Origin of the sequence: Streptomyces sp. CB02261, from assembly GCF_001905665.1 — a bacterium.
GTDB lineage: Bacteria > Actinomycetota > Actinomycetes > Streptomycetales > Streptomycetaceae > Streptomyces.
Genome location: NZ_LIVX01000003.1, coordinates 535,251 through 554,900, shown reverse-complemented (window position 1 = coordinate 554,900; position 19,650 = coordinate 535,251). Strand labels below are relative to the sequence as shown.

General features: G+C 72.2%; 17 protein-coding genes. 13 read left to right on the top strand and 4 right to left on the bottom strand.

Going from position 1 to position 19,650, the window contains the following annotated elements; translation table 11 throughout:
* Positions 1–130: 130 nt before the first annotated feature.
* On the bottom strand, positions 131–817 hold the full coding sequence (locus AMK29_RS12625; protein ID WP_073811839.1) for a bifunctional DNA primase/polymerase: 687 nt from the start codon (positions 815–817) through the stop codon (positions 131–133).
* 509 nt (positions 818–1,326) lie between these two features.
* Between AMK29_RS12625 and AMK29_RS12620 the strand changes: the two genes are divergently transcribed.
* Both AMK29_RS12620 and AMK29_RS12615 read left to right on the top strand, forming a co-directional pair.
* Positions 1,327–2,778 (top strand): PP2C family protein-serine/threonine phosphatase, encoded by a 1,452-nt coding sequence (locus tag AMK29_RS12620; protein WP_079196855.1) that lies wholly within the window; start codon positions 1,327–1,329, stop codon positions 2,776–2,778.
* Between the two features lie 124 nt (positions 2,779–2,902).
* Positions 2,903–4,363: an aminopeptidase P family protein gene (locus tag AMK29_RS12615; RefSeq protein ID WP_073811836.1), complete on the top strand. Its 1,461-nt coding sequence runs from the start codon at positions 2,903–2,905 to the stop codon at positions 4,361–4,363.
* 112 nt (positions 4,364–4,475) lie between these two features.
* On the opposite strand, the gene AMK29_RS12610 is transcribed toward AMK29_RS12615, so the two are convergent.
* Positions 4,476–4,919, bottom strand: coding sequence for an ATP-binding protein (locus AMK29_RS12610; protein WP_073811831.1), 444 nt, complete (start codon positions 4,917–4,919; stop codon positions 4,476–4,478).
* A 204-nt stretch (positions 4,920–5,123) separates the two neighbouring features.
* On the opposite strand from AMK29_RS12610, the gene AMK29_RS12605 reads away from it, so the two are divergent.
* The 9 genes from AMK29_RS12605 (at position 5,124) to AMK29_RS12565 (ending at position 15,240) form a co-directional block, all read left to right on the top strand.
* Entirely contained in the window at positions 5,124–5,921 is a 798-nt protein-coding gene (locus AMK29_RS12605) for a hypothetical protein (protein WP_073811828.1), read from the top strand.
* A 358-nt stretch (positions 5,922–6,279) separates the two neighbouring features.
* On the top strand, positions 6,280–7,062 hold the full coding sequence (locus tag AMK29_RS12600; protein ID WP_073811825.1) for a YcnI family copper-binding membrane protein: 783 nt from the start codon (positions 6,280–6,282) through the stop codon (positions 7,060–7,062).
* A 53-nt stretch (positions 7,063–7,115) separates the two neighbouring features.
* Positions 7,116–7,823 carry an SCO family protein gene (locus AMK29_RS12595; protein WP_073811822.1) on the top strand — a complete coding sequence of 236 codons (708 nt, stop codon included), beginning with the start codon at positions 7,116–7,118 and terminating at the stop codon, positions 7,821–7,823.
* Complete coding sequence (locus tag AMK29_RS12590) at positions 7,820–8,287, top strand: copper chaperone PCu(A)C (protein ID WP_073811819.1); 468 nt, start codon at positions 7,820–7,822, stop codon at positions 8,285–8,287. Before AMK29_RS12595 ends, AMK29_RS12590 begins: the two co-directional genes overlap by 4 nt.
* A gap of 44 nt (positions 8,288–8,331) precedes the next feature.
* On the top strand, positions 8,332–10,392 hold the full coding sequence (locus tag AMK29_RS12585; protein ID WP_073811816.1) for a copper resistance protein CopC: 2,061 nt from the start codon (positions 8,332–8,334) through the stop codon (positions 10,390–10,392).
* A gap of 3 nt (positions 10,393–10,395) precedes the next feature.
* On the top strand, positions 10,396–11,667 hold the full coding sequence (gene efeB, locus AMK29_RS12580; protein WP_073811813.1) for an iron uptake transporter deferrochelatase/peroxidase subunit: 1,272 nt from the start codon (positions 10,396–10,398) through the stop codon (positions 11,665–11,667).
* 48 nt (positions 11,668–11,715) lie between these two features.
* Complete coding sequence (gene pheA, locus AMK29_RS12575) at positions 11,716–12,651, top strand: prephenate dehydratase (RefSeq protein ID WP_073811810.1); 936 nt, start codon at positions 11,716–11,718, stop codon at positions 12,649–12,651.
* A gap of 496 nt (positions 12,652–13,147) precedes the next feature.
* The gene (gene serS / locus AMK29_RS12570) at positions 13,148–14,437 is read left to right on the top strand and encodes a serine--tRNA ligase (protein ID WP_073811808.1); all 1,290 of its coding nucleotides are present in this window, start codon (positions 13,148–13,150) and stop codon (positions 14,435–14,437) included.
* On the top strand, positions 14,434–15,240 hold the full coding sequence (locus AMK29_RS12565; protein ID WP_073811805.1) for an HAD family hydrolase: 807 nt from the start codon (positions 14,434–14,436) through the stop codon (positions 15,238–15,240). Before serS ends, AMK29_RS12565 begins: the two co-directional genes overlap by 4 nt.
* A 132-nt stretch (positions 15,241–15,372) precedes the next feature.
* Here AMK29_RS12565 and AMK29_RS12560 read toward each other — a convergent pair whose 3' ends face one another.
* A complete protein-coding gene (locus tag AMK29_RS12560; protein WP_311775882.1) occupies positions 15,373–15,987 on the bottom strand; it encodes a rhomboid-like protein in 615 nt (204 codons plus the stop codon).
* An 89-nt stretch (positions 15,988–16,076) separates the two neighbouring features.
* A complete protein-coding gene (gene lpdA, locus AMK29_RS12555) occupies positions 16,077–17,480 on the bottom strand; it encodes a dihydrolipoyl dehydrogenase (RefSeq protein ID WP_073811802.1) in 1,404 nt (467 codons plus the stop codon).
* Positions 17,481–17,603: 123 nt separating this feature from the next.
* On the opposite strand from lpdA, the gene AMK29_RS12550 reads away from it, so the two are divergent.
* Both AMK29_RS12550 and AMK29_RS12545 read left to right on the top strand, forming a co-directional pair.
* A complete protein-coding gene (locus tag AMK29_RS12550; protein ID WP_073811799.1) occupies positions 17,604–18,281 on the top strand; it encodes a FadR/GntR family transcriptional regulator in 678 nt (225 codons plus the stop codon).
* Entirely contained in the window at positions 18,281–19,627 is a 1,347-nt protein-coding gene (locus AMK29_RS12545; RefSeq protein ID WP_107422572.1) for a CynX/NimT family MFS transporter, read from the top strand. Before AMK29_RS12550 ends, AMK29_RS12545 begins: the two co-directional genes overlap by 1 nt.
* Positions 19,628–19,650: the final 23 nt, after the last annotated feature.

The following is a 19,650-nucleotide window of genomic DNA, read 5'->3' as shown; positions in this document are numbered from 1 at the left end:
GGCCACCCCGAAGCCCTCGGGGGAGATTCCGGAGGCCGCACGGGCCAGTCCCGAAGCCCTCGGGGGAGGTTCCGGGGGCCGCACGGGGAAGTCCCGGAGGCCTCGCAGGGGAGCCCCGGAGGCCTCCCCGTCAGTACGCGAGCCGGCTTCCGCCGCCCGGCGTGCTCGTGCTCGCCTCCACCAAGGCGTCGACCACCGCCTCCACATCCGGCAGCCAGGGCCGGGCGGAGCCCGCGAGCGGTGCGCGTTCCCACCGCACCTGCCCCGTCCCCGCGACCGAGGGCGGCAGCAGCAGATAGCCGCCCTCTCCGTGGAACCGCAGCGAACTCGGCACGCCGTCCTTCGCGTACAGCAGCTCGCCGAGCCGTTCGAGGTCGTACGGGGCGACGAGGATCGACCACCGGGTCGGGGTGGCCACCACCGGGCCGAGCCGCATGCCCGCCGCGTCGAGCGCGGCGAGCGCCCGCGCTCCCGCCACCGCCGGCAGGCTGACCGCGCAGGGGGCGCCGCCGCCCGTGGCGAGGACGACCGGCGCGTCCGGGCGCCGGGCCCACCACCAGCGGATCATCCGCTCGTCGGTGGTGGCCGCGAGCAGCCCCGGGTCGAAGGGGTGGGCGCCGGGCACCACGCAGTCGGGGTCGGGACAGGAACAGACGGCCCCCGCGGCCGTACGGGTCGTCGCTCTCAGGCCGGCCCCCGGCAGGACGGGCCAGTTCCATTCGACGGCGAAGGCGACCGCGGCGTCGAGCCGGGCGGTCCTCGCTGCTGCCTTGCGCCAGAGCCGGAGCTTGCGTCGCCTTCCGAGGATCTCGCGCATGTGCGCTCGTTCCTTTCCGTTGAACGCCGAATCCACATCACACCATGTGCAGGACTTTTCACCGTGCGTATCAGCGCGCGTACCCGGGTCGGCGGAATGACGGCCGACCAGGTGGAGCCAGGTCAGAACGAGAGGGAACCGGGTCGGAACCAGGGCGGTCAGAACACGTTCCCCGCCACTCGGTGACGGGCTGCGGCCTGTGGCATGAGAGACGCCGGGGATCCGCGTCCCGTTCCGGGGCAGTCACAACTGCCCCCGCCTGTCACCGATTACGTACCCAGCACGCTCGGAATGACGCGCCTTCAAACGACGCCAGTCGACCGCAAAAGGTGCACACCGGGGACAATTTTCGGCCAACTTGCCGCGCAGTTCAACCCTTGCGCACCATCTCCCGAACAACCCCACGGACACCACAAGTCCCATGGGGACAATGCTGGACATCGCTCCTCTGGTGCGTGTACATGTGGATGCACTGAGCGGCGCAGAATGACATGGGGGTTTGCGATGCTATGGCGTCAAACGCACCGGTCGAAAAGCCGACTGACATGAGCGCCCCACACCTGCCGAAAGTGGCTGGAATCGATTCAGCAGTTCCCGGGCCACCGCACACTACGGCGCCCCTCCCCGGGGTGCCCGCGGCGGCGACACCCTCCGACACGGCCCTTCCTCCCGGGGCGCTGATCCAGGACAGGCTCGCCTCCTGGGTCTCCGACCTCACCACCCTCCACGAACTCACCGAGCGCCTCATCAGGACCTCCTCCCTCGACGAGGCCCTGCGCGAGGTGCTCGGCGCCGGCGCCGCCCTCGTCGGGGCCCGTCGCGGCATGGCCGTCCTCGAACCGGCCGACGGCCTCGGCCCCGCCGCCACCATCGGTCTCGGCCTCGCCCACTCCGACCTCGGCACCATCGAGACCGTCCCGCGCGGCACCAGCAGCTACGGGCGCCTCCTCGACGGCCTCCCCGAGCCCGGCCATCCCGAGCGTGTCCCCGATCCGATCGCCATCCGCGACGTCCGCACCGAGGAAGGCCTCGACCCGCGCCACCGCGAGGTCGCCGCCCGGCTCGGCTACGCCGCCAGCTACGCCCTCCCCCTCGCCACCGAGGACGCCGGCGGGCTCGGCGCGGCCGTCTGGCTCTACGACGAGCCCGCCGAACCCAACGACCGCCAGCGCCACCTCATCGGGCTGTACGGCCGCTTCGCCACCGAGCACCTCGCCCGCCTCCTCCAGGTCGAGCGCGCCCGCGTCCAGGTCTCCACCATCACCGAGGAGCTGCTACCCAGCCGCCTCCCCCGCGTCCCCGGCGTCCAGCTCGCCGCCCGCCACCACACCGGCCCCCGGGGCGGCGGCGACTGGTACGACGCGCTGCCGCTGCCCGAGGGCGCCCTCGGGCTCGCCGTCGGCTCCGTCTCCGGGACCGGGCCCAGCGCCCTCGCCGCCATGGGCCGGCTGCGCGCCTCCCTCCGGGCGTACGCGGTGATGGAGGGCGAGGACCCCGTCGCCGTCCTGTCCGACCTGGAACTCCTGCTCCGGCTCACCGAGCCCGCACGCTCGGCGACCGCGCTCTTCGCCTACGCCGAGCCGGCCCGGCGCCGGATCGTCCTCGCCGGAGCCGGGCACGCCCCGCCGCTGGTCGTGGGCGAACGGCGCACCGAGTTCGTCGAGACCTCGCTCTCCGCCCCGCTCGGGATGCTCTCCTGCTGGGAGGCGCCGAGCGTGGAGCTGTCCCCGGCGCCCGGAGAAACGGTGCTTCTCTACACGGACGGGCTGCTGCGCCGTACCGGCGACGCCATGGACCGCGCCTTCGCCCGGCTCCACGCGGCGGCCGCGAGCGTGCCGAAGGCGGACCGGAGCGACCCGGGAGCCGTCGCGGACCACGTCCTGCGGACCCTGCTGCCCGAGGGCCTCGGCACCGCCGTGGACGGGGAGGACGTGGTCCTGCTCGCCGCCCGCTTCGAGTGACCGCGCCGGTGAGCCCCGGTAAGCGGACGGTGACATTCCGGTAAGGGTCTTCCGGCCCTGGGCCCCCTTCCGTACGACCGTACGATGGTGGGGGTTCAGTGTCGTACCAAGAGGAGGCAGACCCGTGGCCGAGGAGCTCACGCCGGAGACCCCGGAAGAGACCGAAGAGCAGGCGATCAAGCAGCGGAAGAACGGCCTGTACCCGGGCGTGTCCGACGAGCTGGCCGAGAACATGAAGTCCGGCTGGGCCGACACCGAGCTGCACGGCCTGAAGCCGATCGCCCAGGCCGACAAGACCGCCGCGCGCCGCGCCGCGCTGTCCGCCCGCTTCCCCGGCGAGCGCCTGGTGATCCCCGCCGGCAAGCTGAAGACCCGGTCGAACGACACCGAGTACAGCTTCCGCGCCTCCACGGAGTACGCGTACCTCACCGGCGACCAGACGCAGGACGGCGTCCTCGTCCTGGAGCCCACGGCCGACGGCCACGAGGCCACGATCTACCTGCTGCCGCGCTCCGACCGCGGGAACGGCGAGTTCTGGCTCGACGGCCAGGGCGAGCTGTGGGTCGGCCGCCGCCACTCCCTCACCGAGGCCGAGCAGCTCCTCGGCATCCCCGCGAAGGACGTCCGCGAGCTCGCCGACGCGCTCCGCGAGGCCACCGGCCCCGTCCGCGCCGTCCGCGGCCACGACGCCGGCATCGAGGCCGCGCTGACCGACAAGGTCACCGCCGAGCGCGACGAGGAACTGCGCGTCTACCTCTCCGAGGCCCGCCTCATCAAGGACTCCTTCGAGATCGCCGAGCTGGAGAAGGCCTGCGCCTCCACCGCCCGCGGCTTCGAGGACGTCGTCAAGGTCCTCGACAAGGCCGAGGCCACCAGCGAGCGCTACATCGAGGGAACCTTCTTCCTGCGCGCCCGCGTCGAGGGCAACGACATCGGCTACGGCTCCATCTGCGCCGCGGGCCCGCACGCCACCACCCTGCACTGGGTGCGCAACGACGGCGACGTGCGCTCCGGCGACCTGCTGCTGCTCGACGCCGGCGTGGAGACCACCGAGCTCTACACCGCCGACATCACCCGCACCCTGCCGATCAACGGCCGGTACACCGAGCTCCAGCGCAAGATCTACGACGCCGTGTACGAGGCGCAGGAGGCCGGCATCGCCGCGGTGAAGCCCGGCGCCGCCTACCGTGACTTCCACGACGCCGCCCAGCGCGTCCTCGCCGAGAAGCTCGTCGAGTGGGGTCTCGTCGAGGGCCCGGTCGAGCGCGTCCTGGAGCTCGGGCTCCAGCGCCGCTGGACCCTGCACGGCACCGGCCACATGCTCGGCATGGACGTCCACGACTGCGCCGCCGCGCGCACCGAGGCCTATGTCGACACGACCCTCGCGCCGGGCATGTGCCTGACCGTCGAGCCGGGCCTGTACTTCCAGGCCGACGACCTGACCGTGCCGGAGGAGTACCGCGGCATCGGCGTCCGGATCGAGGACGACATCCTCGTCACCGAGGACGGCAACCGGAACCTGTCGGAGGGACTGCCGCGCCGGGCCGACGAGGTCGAGGCGTGGATGGCCGCGCTGAAGGGCTGATCCCGGCGTACGTTGGAACCGAAGGGCCCTCGCCGACCGACCGGCGGGGGCCCTTCCCCGTCCTCATGCTCCCGGGCCGCGCGGGCGCTCACGCCGGGAGAAGGGGGGAAGGTCAGGCCATGAGAAGGGAAGGGGTGTCCTTCCACTTCAGGATCTTGTCGAAGCTGACCACCGCGCCGCCCCGGCCCGACCGGTTGCCGAAGTGCACGTGGTCCGCGAGCTCCTCGATCAGCCGCATCCCCCGGCCGTTCTCGGCGTCCGGCGCGGCCGCAGGCACCTCGGCGCCGGGGAACCCCGGACCGGAGTCGGCCACCTCGATCCGACAGGTCTCGCCGTCCAGGTACGCCGTCACCCGGTACGCCCCCTGCGGGCGGCCCCGGCCGGCGCCGCCGCCGTGCTCCACCGCGTTCGCACACGCCTCGGTCAGGGCGACCGACAGCTCGTAGGACACGTCGGGATCGACGCCCGCCGTCTCCATCGTCCCCATCAGAAGCCGCCGGGCGAGCGGCACGCTCGCCGCCTCACGCCGCAGATGGAGTGACCACCAGATGCTCATGCTCCAGCCTCCCGGCAGCGGCTCGACATACCGATACGTATTGCCGGACGGCACGCCCCCTAAGCCCCCGGGGGCGACAAGAGCGCTCGTTCGGCGGATACAACCGGCCCGTGCACCGGTGTATGTCACCCCGAAGGCCCCCAAGAACGACCTTATGGACCTGCCGCATGCCGCTGGGATCCCTGGTGCGATGATGGGCCCGCCATGAATGCCCCCGCGCTCGCTCCACGGCTGCTGAGGGCCGCGGTGTTCGCCGCGGTCTGCGTCGTGCTGTCCGCGCTCGGGCACGCTCTCGCCGCCTGCGCGGGGATCGCCCTGTGGACCCTCCTGGCCGGGTTCCTCGGCGTCTTCGGCGTCACCGTCCTCTTCACCGGACGGGAGCGCTCCCTCGGCTTCGTCGTCGGCGCCCTCGCCGGCGGACAGCTCGGTCTGCACATCCTGTTCGGCCTCGGCCGGCAGCGACTGACCCTGGGCGCCGAGGCGGACGACGCCCTCGTCCGGATGGCGGCCCGGTTGGTCTGCGGGGCGGGGACCGCGTCCCTGAACTCCGCCGACGCCGCCAGGATCCTCCGCGACGCCGGTCTCGACCCGGCGGCCGCCGCCTCGACGGCCGTCCACGCCCACGCCGGCCACGCGACCACCACGGCGACCGCGCCCGCCGGTGCGCTGCTGCCCGGCCTTCCCATGGTCCTCGGCCACCTGCTCGCCGCCCTCGCCGCGGGCTGGCTGCTGCGCCGCGGGGACCACGCCCTCAGCCGCCTCGTCGAACTCTCCGAGCAGGGTGCGACGGAGCTCGCCGAATGCGCCCTCGTCCGCTCGCTGCGGGCCGCGCTCCGTCTCGTACGGGCGCTGCTCACCGGGCTGTCGACGGCTCCGCGCACCGGGCCGCGACGGGCGGTCCGTACGGCCTTCGGCTCCTCACCGCCCCGGATGGCCGAGGCGCTCGAGGACACGGTGATCAGGCGCGGCCCGCCGGCCGCCGACTGCGTCCTCGCGGCCTGACCCAGGCCGACCGCCCACCGCGACCGACCGCCTGACCGAGGCCGATCCGCGCTGACCGAGGCCGACCGGCCTGACCCGCGCCTGACTCCGGCCTGACCCGGGCTGACCCGGGCCGACCGGGCCGGTCCGACCGGTCCGAGCGGTCCGGTCCCGTGCGGCTTGACCCGAGCCCGAGCGGCCTGATCCAGGCTGACGGTCCGGGCCGGGACGGCCTGCGCACAGGCCGGCGAGTCCGACGCAGTCCGACGTGCCCCGCTCAGCAGGAGCGGGAGCCGCGCCCGTCCGCACGCCCGCGGGGGTCCCCCGCATCGGCGCGCCGGACCCCACCGTCGTTCTTCGAGCTGGAGTGTCTTCTGCCATGACCGTTTCCCGTCCGTCCTCCTCCCGCCTCTCCGCCTCCCGCGTCGCCCTCGCCGGCGGCATCGCCCTCTCCTCCGTCGTGCTGCTGTCCGGCACGGCCTTCGCGCACGTGAGCGTGCAGCCGCAGGGCGAGGCCGCCAAGGGCGGTTACGCGACCGTCAACATCAAGGTCCCCAACGAGCGCGACAACGCCTCCACCGTGAAGGTCGAGGTCAACTTCCCGCTCGACCACCCGCTGGCCTCCGTCATGCCGCAGCCCGTCCCGGGCTGGAAGGCCGAGGTGACCCGGAGCAAGCTCAGCAAGCCCCTGGAGCTGCACGGCAAGAAGATCAACGAGGCCGTCTCCAAGGTCACCTGGACCGCCGACGGTTCGAAGATCGGCCCCGGCCAGTTCCAGCAGTTCCCGCTCTCCCTCGGCCGGCTGCCCGAGGACGCCGACGAGCTGGTGATCAAGGCGATCCAGACGTACGACAACAAGGACGTCGTGCGCTGGATCGAGGAGCAGAAGGAGGGCGCGGAGGAACCGCAGTTCCCCGCCCCCGTACTGAAGCTCTCGGCCGCCTCCGACGACCACCACGGCGGTGCCGCCGCCCCGTCCGCCTCCGCCTCCGCCTCCGCGGACGACAAGGCCGGGCACGAGGACGAGACCGCGTCGCACAAGGAGACGGCCGCCGCCGACTCCTCCGACACCACCGCCCGGATCCTCGGTGTCCTCGGCATCCTCATCGGTGTCGCCGGTGTCGCCTTCGGTGTCCTCGCCGGCCGCCGCCGCTCGCTCTGACCGCCGGCCGCACCTCACCCCTGACACTCCAGGAAGAAGCGGAAAGACACAGCATGTCCGCAGAGAAGACATCCTCTCCGAGCCCTCGCACCCCGCTGATCGTCGCCGCGGTCGCCATCGTGGCCGCGCTCGGCATCACCGCGGCCGTCGCCCTCGGCGGCGACGACGGCAAGGCCTCCGGCCAGAACACGAGCGCGGTCGCGGAGGTCTCCGGTGGCAGCGACTCCACCAAGGCCGCCACCGTCCTCGACCGGCCGTTCACCAAGCCCGCGCTCGTCCTCACCGACACCAAGGGCCAGAAGTACGACCTGCGGGAGCGCACCAAGGGCAAGCCGACGCTCATCTACTTCGGCTACACCCACTGCCCCGACGTGTGCCCCCTGACGATGAGCAACATCGCCATCGCCAAGAAGCAGCTCCCCAAGGCCGACCAGGACAAGCTCCAGGTCGTCTTCGTCACCACCGACCCCGAGCGGGACACCGCCGCCGAGCTCGCCAAGTGGCTGCCCGCCGCCGGTGACCCCACCTTCACCGGCCTCACCGGCGCGTTCTCCACCATCCAGGCGGGGGCCCGGCAGATCGGCATCGGCATCGACCCGCCGAAGAAGGAGAAGGACGGCAAGGTCGTCTCCATGCACGGAGCACAGGTGATCGCCTTCTCGCCCACGACCGACCAGGGCTACGTCCTGTACGGCGAGGACGCGACCATCGACGACTACGCCAAGGACCTGCCGAAGCTCATCAAGGGGGAGAACCCGTGAACCGCCGCACCACCACCCTGTCCGCCGCCGTGGCGCTCGCCGCCGCGCTCGCACTGACCGGGTGTTCGTCCTCGTCGTCCTCGTCCGGCGGGGACGCGCCCGAGCTGAAGGTCAGCGGGGCGTTCATGCCGCAGCCGGTGATGGACATGGCCGGTGGTTTCCTCACCATCACCAACGACGGTGACACGGCGGACAAGCTCACCTCCGTCACCAGCCCGATCTCGGACGACGTCACCATCCACGAGACGAAGAACCAGAAGATGCAGGAGGTCGAGTCCTTCGACATCCCTGCCAACGGCACCCTCTCCCTGGAACGCGGTGGCAACCACATCATGTTCATGGAGCTGAAGAAGAAGCCCAAGCAGGGCGAGAAGGTCAGCATCGAGCTCCACTTCGAGAAGTCCGACCCCATCAAGGTCGAGCTTCCCGTCGAGGCCGCCACCCACAACCCGCAGCAGCACTGAGCGGGTTGACGGAGTTCCGACAGAACTGACGGAGTGACCCACAGATGACAACCACCGCCCCGCGCCTCGGTTCCGCCCTGGCCCGGCTGCTGATCCTGGCGGCCGCGCTGCTCGGCACGCTGCTCGCCGGTGCCGCCCCCGCGTCCGCGCACGCGGCGCTGACCGGCAGCGATCCGAAGGACGGGGCGGTGGTCGCCACCGCTCCCAAGGAGGTCAACCTCACCTTCTCCGAACAGGTCGCCATGAGCGCCGACTCCATCCGGGTCCTCGACCCGGCGGGCAGGCGGGCCGACACCGGCGAGATACGCGACCTGTGCAGCGGCTCCGTCGTCCGCTACGGAGTGGGGTTGCGCGCCGGACTGCCCGACGGCACGTACACGGTGGCGTGGCAGACCGTCTCGGCCGACAGCCACCCCATCGCCGGCGCCTTCACCTTCTCCATCGGCGCCCCGTCCAGCACGTCCGTCTCCCTGCCCGACCGGACGGCGGGCGGCGGGATCGTCGGCGCCCTCTACGGCATCGCGCGCTACCTCTCGTACGCCGGTTTCGCCGTCCTCGTCGGCGGCGGCGCCTTCGTCCTGGCCTGCTGGCCTCGCGGCGCGAGCGTCCGGCCCGTGCAGCAGACCGTCGTCCGGGGCTGGCTGACCCTCACCGGCGCCACGCTCGTCATGCTGCTCCTGCGCAATCCGTACACCGGCTCCGGTGAACTCGCCGACGCCTTCGACCTGGCGGGCCTCAAGGCCGTCCTGGAGACGAAGACGGGTGCGGCGCTCACCTCCCGGCTGCTGCTGCTCGGCGCGGCCGCGCTCTTCGTGGCCGTCCTCTTCGGTGCCTACGCCCGGCGCACCGACCCGAAGGAGAAGAAGGACCTCGCCTTCGGACTCGGCCTCGGCGGCACCGTCGTCGCCGCCGGAATCGCCGGTACCTGGGCCCTGGCCGAGCACGCCTCGACCGGTCTCCAGCCCGGCATCGCCATGCCCGTCGACATCCTGCACCTCCTCGCCGTCGCCGCCTGGCTCGGCGGTCTCACGGTGCTGCTCGTGGCCCTCTACCGGGCCCCGTCCGTCGAACGCGCGGCAGTCGAGCGCTTCTCCAAGGTCGCCTTCGGCTCCGTGGCCGTCCTCGCCGCCACCGGGCTCTACCAGTCCTGGCGCCAGGTCGGCTCCTGGTCGGCGCTGACCGGGACGCGCTACGGGCAGCTGCTCCTGGTCAAGATCGGCCTGATGTGCGTGCTCCTCGGCATCGCGTGGGTCTCCCGCCGCTGGATCCAGCGGCTCGCCGACCCGACGCCGAAGGAGACGGCCGGGGAGGACGAGGAGACGGAGGGGATCTCGGGGGCCGAAGGGGCCGAAGGGGCCGAAGGGGCCGAAGGGGCTGAGGGAGCGGAAGAGGCCGAAGAGGCCCAGGAGGCCGACGAGACCCAGGACGACTCCCCAGCCGACGAGGCCCAGGAGGCCGCTGCGGCCGACGAGGCCGACCGAGCCGCCGATCCGGAGCGGGCCGCCGATCCGGAGGGATCTCCCGACCCGGAGCGGGCCGCGCAGCTCGCCCGACAGCGGGCCGCCGTCGCCACCGCGCGGCGCAAGCGGGAGCGGGACGCCGACCCCGAGCGGTCCGGTCTGCGGCGCTCGGTGCTGACCGAGGCCGCGGTGGCCGTCGTGCTCCTCGCCGTGACCACCGTCCTCACCTCGACCGAGCCCGGCCGCACCGAGGAGGAGACCGCGCGGAGCGGAGCCGCCGCCGGCCCGGCCGCCGTGCCCGACCGGCCCGTCGACATCCGGCTGCCCTTCGACACCGGCGGCGTCGACGGCAAGGGCGTCGTCCGGCTGAGCCTCGACCCCGGCCGCACCGGCGCCAACGCGCTGCACCTCTACGTCGAGCGACCCAACGGCAAGCCGCTGGACGTCCCCGAGATCAAGGTCGCCTTCACCCTGGAGGCCAAGGACGTCGGCCCGCTGCCCGTCGCCCCCGACCGGATCCAGACCGGACACTGGAGCGCGAGCGGCGTCCAGATCCCGATGCCCGGGGAGTGGCGGATCCAGGTGACCGTCCGTACCTCCGAGATCGACCAGACCACCATCGACAAGAACGTGAAGATCGGCTGACCCGTGACCGAGAACGACCATCCTGAGATCTCCCGGCGACGTCTGCTGGGCACCGTCGGCGCGGCGGGCGCGGCCGGACTCGTCATCGGTGCGGCCGGCGGCGCCGGGGTCACCACGGCCGTGTCCGGCGGGGACACCGCCGCCACGGCCGGAGCCGGCGGCGCCCCGGCGCTGACCACGGTCGGGGCGACCGAGGTGATGTTTCACGGGAAACATCAGGCCGGTATCACCACCCCGCTCCAGTCCCGGGGCCATCTGGTCGCCTTCGACCTCGCGCCGGGCGCCGGCCGCAAGGAGGCCGTCGCCCTGCTGCGCCGCTGGTCGGCGACGGCGAAGGCGGTGATGTCGGGCAGCGCCCCGGCCGGGGACACCGGGATCGCGCTCGACGCGGGACCCTCCTCCCTCACCGTGACCTTCGGCTTCGGCCGTACGTTCTTCGACCGCACCGGGCTCGTGGCGCGCCGCCCCGCCGGGCTCGACCCGCTGCCCGCGTTCTCCGCCGACGCCCTGGACCCCCGGCGCTCGGAGGGCGACCTGTGGGTGCAGATCGGTGCCGACGACGCGCTCGTCGCCTTCCACGCGCTGCGGGCGCTGCAGAAGGACGCGGGCGACGCGGCTCGGGTGCGCTGGCAGATGAACGGCTTCAACCGGTCGGCCGGTGCCACCGCGAAGCCGATGACCGCGCGCAACCTGATGGGTCAGGTCGACGGCACGGGCAATCCGAAGGTGACCGACCCCGACTTCGACCGGCGGATCTTCGTCCCGGCGGGGGCCACCGGCGCGGAGGAGTGGATGGCCGGCGGCTCGTACGCGGTGGTGCGCCGGATCCGGATGCTGCTCGACGACTGGGAGAAGCTCCCGCTCGACCGGCAGGAGAAGGTGATCGGGCGCCGGAAGTCCGACGGGGCCCCGCTGACCGGCGGTACGGAGACCACGGAGCTGGACCTGGACAAGCGCGGCCCGGACGGCTCGACGGTCATCCCGGACAACGCGCACTCCCGGATCTCCGCCCCCGAACAGAACGGCGGTGCGGCGATGCTGCGCAGGCCGTTCTCCTTCCACGACGGCATCGGTCCGGACGGCACGCCGGACGCCGGTCTCCTCTTCATCTGCTGGCAGGCGGACCCGCTGCGGGGCTTCGTCCCGGTGCAGCGCAAGCTCGACCGGGGCGACGCGCTGTCCGTGTTCATCCGCCACGAGGCGAGCGGCCTCTTCGCGGTCCCGGGTGGTCCCGCCGAGGGTGAGTACGTGGGGCAGCGGCTCCTGGAGTCCTGACGCCCCGGGCGGGCGTCCCGCGCCCCCGGCGCCCATTAGGGTGACGGTATGTCCGCCACCCGGTACACGTATCTCGGCCCCGAGGGCACCTTCACGGAGGCCGCGCTGCGTACGCTGCCCGAGGCCGCGACGAGGGAACTCGTCCCGATGGTCTCGGTGCCGGCCGCACTCGACGCCGTGCGGAACGGGGAGGCCGCCGCCGCCCTCGTGCCGATCGAGAACTCGGTCGAGGGCGGGGTGACCGCGACCCTGGACGAGCTGGCCTCCGGCGAGCCGCTGATGATCTACCGCGAGGTGCTCCTTCCGATCGCGTTCGCGCTGCTCGTGCGGCCCGGGACCAAGCTGTCGGAGATCAAGACGGTGACGGGGCACCCGGTGGCCCAGCCGCAGGTCCGGAACTGGATGCGGGCGAACCTGCCCGAGGCGGTGTGGGAGTCGGCCGCCTCCAACGCCGACGGGGCCCGGCTGGTGCAGGAGGGCCGCTTCGACGCCGCCTTCGCCGGGGAGTTCGCGGCGGTGACGTACGGCCTCGAAGCCCTGGTCACGGAGATCCACGACGCGGAGAACGCGGAGACGCGGTTCGTGCTCGTGGGCCGGCCGGCCCGCCCGGCGGCCCCGACGGGCGCGGACAAGACCTCGGTGGTGCTGTGGCTGGGTGACGATCATCCGGGTGCCCTCCTCGAACTGCTCCAGGAATTCGCGGTGCGCGGGGTGAACCTGATGCTGATCCAGTCCCGGCCCACGGGAGCGGGGATCGGGAACTACTGCTTCGCCGTGGACGCCGAGGGCCATATCTCGGACCGGCGGGTGGGCGAGGCGCTGATGGGCCTCAAGCGGATCTGTCCCAAGGTGCGGTTCCTCGGCTCGTACCCGAGGGCCGGTGTCGCGGTCGAGGACGTGCGGGCGCTGCGGCGCGGTACCTCGGACGGGGAGTTCATGGCGGCCTCCGACTGGCTGGCGAGGGCCCAGGACGGTCGGGCCTGACCCGATGGTGACGGAACGCTCCCTTGGCCGGGGGCGTTCGTCCACAGGCGCGATCCACTAGTCCTACCTGCATATTTTTAGTTCCCCACAGGAGTTATCCACAGGACCCGTCAGCAACCTGGGGACAAGTCGACAGCGCGCGCCGACAAGGTCGACAAATCGCCCTAGCAACTCCCCGTGCCGTCCCCCCTGTCCACAGCGGAGAGAGGGCGCCGCCGTCAGCACTCCCCGCTCGACCCACCCCGAGGGCGAGCAATTCCCACCCAAATGAGTGCCCGAATGGTGTTTGATCACGGAATTGCCAGGCCGGGGAGAGGAAATCCGCGCGATCTTTCCCGTGGTCCACAGATCTTCCGCACAGCCTGTGGATAACTGAATGCGGAGCCCTCGATCCGCACTATTCCTCAGGTGCCAATTCGGGCGAAACGGTACGCGTGACAACACGCGTGACGTTATCCGGTGGGGGCGGGCGAACGCGCACCGGTAGCCTGGTGGGGTGATTGACCTTCGCCTGCTCCGTGAGGACCCCGACCGTGTTCGCGCCTCCCAGCGCGCCCGTGGAGAGGACGTCGCGCTCGTCGACGCCCTGCTCTCCGCCGATGAGCGGCGCAGGTCGTCCGGCGTCCGCTTCGACGAGCTCCGATCCGAGCAGAAGGCGCTCGGCAAGCTGATCCCCAGGGCCACCCCCGAGGAGCGCGCCGAGCTCCTCCAGAAGGCCGAGCAGCTGAAGACCGACGTCAAGGCCGCCGAAGCCGAGCAGAACGAGGCCGACGAGACGGCCAAGGGACTCCTGCTCCAGCTCGGGAACATCGTCCACACGGACGTGCCCGTGGGCGGCGAGGAGGACTTCGTCGTCCTGGAGACGCACGGCACCATCCGCGACTTCGCGGCCGAGGGCTTCGAGCCCAAGGACCACCTGGAGCTCGGCGAGGCGCTCGGCGCCATCGACGTGGAGCGGGGCGCCAAGGTCTCCGGCTCGCGCTTCTACTACCTGACCGGCGTCGGCGCCCTCCTGGAGCTCGCCCTGGTCAACGCGGCGATCGCCCAGGCCACCGAGGCCGGCTTCATCCCCATGCTGACCCCCGCGCTCGTCCGTCCTCGCGCCATGGAGGGCACCGGCTTCCTCGGCCAGGCCGCGGAGAACGTGTACCACCTGGAGAAGGACGACTACTACCTCGTCGGCACGTCCGAGGTCCCCCTCGCCGCGTACCACATGGACGAGATCATCGACGCCGACAAGCTGCCGCTGCGGTACGCGGGCTTCTCGCCCTGCTTCCGCCGCGAGGCCGGCACGTACGGCAAGGACACCCGGGGCATCTTCCGCGTCCACCAGTTCGACAAGGTCGAGATGTTCTCGTACGTCGCGCCGGAGGACGCCGAGGCCGAGCACAAGCGGCTCCTGGAGTGGGAGAAGCAGTGGCTGACCGGTCTTGAGCTGCCGTTCCAGGTGATCGACGTCGCCACCGGCGACCTCGGTGCCTCCGCCTCCCGGAAGTTCGACTGCGAGGCGTGGATCCCGACCCAGGGCAAGTACCGCGAGCTGACCTCGGCCTCGAACTGCGACAGCTTCCAGGCCCGCCGCCTCTCCGTCCGGATGCGCGACGAGCAGGGCGGCAAGAAGACGGTGCAGCCGCTGGCCACCCTGAACGGCACGCTGTGCGCCGTACCGCGCACGATCGTGGCGATCCTGGAGAACCACCAGCTCGCCGACGGTTCGGTGCGGGTGCCCGCGGTGCTGCGGCCCTACCTCGGCGGCCGCGAGGTCCTGGAGCCGATCGCCAAGTGAGCTCCTTCCCCTACCGCCTGGTCGCGACGGACCTCGACGGCACGCTGCTGCGGGCCGACGAGTCCATCTCGGACCGCACGCGGGACGCGCTCGCCGCCGCGACGGCGGCGGGCGCCGCCCACATCGTCGTCACCGGCCGGGCGGTGCCCTGGACGCGGCACATCCTGGACGACCTCGGCTACGACGGGATCGCGGTCTGCGGACAGGGCGCGCAGGTCTACCACGCGGGTGAGCACCGGCTGCTCACCTCGCTGACCCTGGACCGGCAGCTCGCGGGGCTCGCGCTCTCCAAGATCGAGGCGGAGGTGGGCCCGCTGGCGCTGGCCGCGAGCCGCGACGGTCTGGAGGGCGAGGTCCTGATGGGCCCCGGCTACCGGGCCCACGAGGGGCCGCTGCCCTACGTGCCGTACGACGACCCGGCCGAGCTGTGGGCGGCGCCGCTGACCAAGCTCTACCTCCAGCACCCCACGCTGACGGACGACGAGCTGACCCGGGCCGCCCGGGAGACGGTCGGCGGGCTGGTGGACGTCGTCATGGCGGGACCGGGCATCGTGGAGATCCTCCCGCTCGGCCTCAGCAAGGCCACGGGCCTCTCCCTGGCGGCGCGCCGCCTGGGAGTGAAGGCCGCGGAGACGATCGCCTTCGGCGACATGCCGAACGACATCCCGATGTTCGGCTGGGCGGCCCACGGCGTGGCCATGGGCAACGCGCACGCGGAGCTGCGCGCGGTCGCCGACGAGGTGACCACCTCCAACGAGGAGGACGGCATCGCGCTCGTCCTGGAGCGCCTGCTGGCCGCCTGAGCACGGCGAAGACACGCACGAAGGCCCGCTCCCCCGAGGGGAGCGGGCCTTCGCGGGTCGCGGCCCGCGCGGACTCAGGTCCGCGCGCTCGAAGCGGCCGCCTCCGGGAGATCCCCCGTGTCCCCCGTACAACTAGTGTGCGCCGGGCCCCCGTTCGGGAGCGACCGGTTTTTCGCGGGGGGAGCGGGTCAGCGGGTAGCAGGCGAGGCCGATCGCCAGGGAGATCGCGTGCCCGAGGTCGGTGTACGTACGGTCGGCGGCGAGCGGTACGAGGAAGAAGGCGACCGCTCCCGCGAGGTAGATCCAGCGCCAGGGCCGGGCCAGCCGGTAGGTGAGGATGCCGGCGGAAGCAGCGAGGCCGTAGCTGACGCCGATGTCGACGACGTGCGCCATGCTGCGCGGCACCTCGTGGTGCCGGATGGCCAGTAGCACCGCCTGCTGGGTGATCAGGGTCGCCGCGATGTGGGCCGTGGCGACGGTGAAGAGCCATCTCGGCGTGCCGAGCCAGCGTTCGACCGGGGCGTGGAGCAGCTCGAAGAGGAGCGCGTACAGCAGCAGGTCGGCGGGGTCCTCGATCCAGAACGCGCTGCCGAGCAGAGCCCGCAGGGGGTGGTGCGCGAGCTGGTGGAGATTGCTGCTGTTGCGGTGCAGGAGATAGGTGTCGAAGCCCTCGGGGGACAGCGCGATGACGAGGCTGGTGATCGCGATGACCGCCAGCCAGAGATGCGTACCGGGTGACGAACGCACCCACGACCTGATCGGTCGGGACGGTTCGCCACCCGGGAGGATTTCGCTCGGCACCTCTCAGTGCCTATCACCTGGACCTGGGAGAGACCTCAGAAATTGATCATGTGTCCCGCGAGGCCGTGGATCGCTTCCTTCACGGCCTCGCCGAGCGTCGGGTGCGCGTGGACGTTCCGCGCGACCTCGTGGACGGTGAGGTCCCACTGCTGGGCCAGGGTCAGCTCGGGCAGCAGCTCGGTGACGTCGGGGCCGATCAGGTGGGCGCCGATGATCTCGCCGTGCGTCCCGTCGGCGATGATCTTGACGAAGCCGGTGGCGTCTCCGAGGCCGTGCGCCTTGCCGTTCGCCACGAAGGGGAACTTGGCGACCTTGACGTCGAAGCCCTTCTCGCGGGCCTGCGCCTCGGTCCAGCCGAAGCTGGCGATCTGCGGCTGGCAGTAGGTGGCGCGCGGGATCATGGGGTAGTCGAGCTCCATGGTCTCGGCGTCCCCGATGGTCTCGGCGGCGATGACGCCCATGGCCTCGGCGGTGTGCGCCAGCATCAGCTTCGCGGTGACGTCGCCGATGGCGTAGATGTGCGGCACGGAGGTGCGGCAGTGGCCGTCGACGTCGATCGCGCCGCGCTCGGTGAGGGCGACGCCGGTCGCCTCCAGGCCGTAGCCGGTGACGTTCGGGGCGAAGCCGATGGCCTGGAGGACCTTGTCGGCCTCCAGGACCTTGCTCGCGCCGTCCTTGCCGGTGACGGTGACGCGGACCTGCGGGCCGGACTCGTCGATGCTCTCGACGCGGGTGGAGGTGAGGACGTCGATGCCGAGCTTGCGGTACTGCTTCGCCAGCTCCTTGGACACCTCCTCGTCCTCCAGGGGGGCGATCCGGTCGAGGAACTCGACGATCGTCACCTTGGTGCCGTAGTTGTTGAGGACGTACGCGAACTCGATGCCGATGGCTCCGGCGCCGGCGATGACGATCGACTTCGGGGCGTCCTCGGCGAGGATCTGCTCCTCGTACGACACGACGCGCTCGCTGCGGGCGGTGCCCGGGAGCAGGCGCGGGGTGGCGCCGGTCGCGATGATGCAGTTGTCGAAGGTGATCGTCTGCGAGGCGCCGTCGGACGTGGCGACCTGGAGGGTGTTCGCGTCGAGGAAGGTGCCCCGGCCCTGGAACTCGGTGATGCCGTTCTTCTTCATCAGGAAGTGGACGCCCTTGACGCGGCCGTCCGCGACCGAGCGGCTGCGGCGGTAGGCGTCGCCGTAGTCGAAGGTGACGGTGCCGTCGACCTTGATGCCGAAGGTCTTCGCCTCGTGGTTGAAGATGTGCGCGAGTTCGGCGTTGCGCAGCAGGGCCTTGGTCGGGATGCAGCCGACGTTCAGGCAGACACCGCCCCAGTACTTCTCCTCCACGACCGCGACCCGCTTGCCCAGCTGGGCGGCGCGGATGGCGGCGACGTAGCCGCCGGGGCCAGCTCCGAGTACGACGACGTCGAAGCGGTCTGACATGACTGACTCCCGAGGGTGGTGAGGGTGTTCGGTCCGCGTACGGCCCCACAGTAGTCCGGTGTCCCCTACGCGGTCAGTTGTAGGATGACTGGGCAACCGGGCATATGGAGAGGTCGGAACGGCATGGCACTCAGGGCGGCGGGACGGACCTCGCTGGTGGACTCCGTGGTGGATCAGCTGCGGGCGCAGCTCGCGGACGGCGAGTGGGCGGTCGGCGACCGTATCCCCACCGAGCACGACCTCGCCCAGCAGCTCGGCGTGGGCCGCAACACCGTCCGCGAGGCGGTCCGGGTCCTGGTCCACGCCGGGCTCCTGGAGTCGCGTCAGGGCAACGGCACCTTCGTCAGGTCGACCGCGGATCCGGCGGCCGTCCTGCGCGGGGTCCGGCACGCCGGCGCGGCCGACGTCCTCGAACTGCGGGTCGCCCTGGAGGCCGAGGCCGCCCGGCTCGCGGCGGCCCGCAGGGACACCCACGACCTGCTGCGGCTGCGGGCCGCCCTCACCACCCTGCGTGAGGAGGGCGACCGGGACGCCGACGCGGACCTCGCCTTCCACCTGGCCGTCGTCGGCGCCACGCACAACGCGGCCTTCGTCGAGGTGTACCGGTTCTTCTCGGCGCAGGTCCACGAGGTGCTCGTGGAGGCCCTCGGCGACCGGGAGATGCCGCCGGTCGACATCGACGCCCACGAGGCACTGGTGGCCGCGATCGAGACGGCCGACCCGGACGCGGCGGAGCGACAGGCCCGCGAACTGCTGCGGGTGCCCATGGAGACGGTCACCGCGCTGACGGAGCGCTCCTGATGGGCGCCGGGACCCGAAAGGCGGACGCCGGGACGAGGACGCCGGGGCACGTCGACGCCGGGGCGAGGACGCCGGGGCACGTCGACGCGGGGGCGAGGACGCCCGTGCTCGTCGACGCCGAGGCGGGCGTCCTGACCTCGGTCGCGGGGGCCTCGGCCCGCCGGGCGCTGCTCGCCCACCCGGTCCTGCTCCTGACCGGGATCGTGCTCGCCTCGCTGAACATGCGGGTGGCCCTCGCGAGCGTGGCGCCGCTGGTCGGCGAGATATCCGACGCCTTCGGACTCTCCGCGACGGCCGGCTCCCTCGTCACGTCGGTGCCCGTGCTGTTCCTCGGCGTGGGCGCGCTGGTCGCGCCGCCGCTGGGGCGCCGGTTCGGCGTCGAGCGCGTCCTGTTCGCGGCGCTGCTCCTCCTCGGCGTCGGCATCCTCGCGCGCGTACTGCCGTCCGTGTACGCGCTGTACGGCGGCGGCGTCCTGGTCGGCACCTCGATCGCCCTGCTGAACGTGCTCATGCCCGGCCTGATCAAGCGTGACTTCCCGGGCCGGGCCGCGGCGATGACCTCGGTCTACACGGGCGCGATGATCGCCGGAGCGACGCTCGCGGCGGCGGCCGCGGTGCCCCTGGAGAAGGCGCTGGGCGGCGGCTGGCAGGGCTCGCTCGGCTTCTGGTCGCTGCTCGCGGCGGTCGCCGCCCTCGCCTGGCTGCCCCAGGTGCTGATCGCCCGAGGCCGTACGGGCCACGAGGTACGGGCCGTCCCGGCCGCCGGCGCCCGCCCCGTGAGCGTCTGGCGCTCGGCGCTCGCCTGGCAGGTCACGCTGTTCATGGGCCTGCAGTCGCTGTGGTCGTACGTGCTGATCGCCTGGATGCCGACGATCTTCACCGACCACGGGATGAGCCGCTCCACGGCCGGTGTCGTCTTCGCCTTCAACAACCTGATCCAGGTCGCGGGCGCCTTCGTGGTGCCGCTGCTCGCCGGCCGGATGCGGACCCAGCGCCCGCTGATCGTGCTCGTCACCACGCTGGTCGCGGCCGGGTACGCCGGTCTGATGGTGGCGCCCGTCGAGGGTGCCTGGCTCTGGTCGGCCGTGCTCGGCGTCGGTCAGGGCGGTGCCGTCGGCCTCGCCCTGACCCTGATCGTCCTGCGCGCCGGGGACGCGGTGACCGCGGCCCGGCTGTCCGGGATGGCGCAGACGGTCGGCTATCTGCTCGCCGCGGTGGGGCCGCTGGCGGCCGGTGTCCTCCACCAGGCCACCGGCTCCTGGACCCCGCCGATCTGCGGGGTCCTCGCCGTCTGCGCGGCGGCCTTCACCGTGGGACTGCTCGCGGCCCGGGACCGGACGGTCTGAGACGGGGCGCGCCGGTGGGGCCG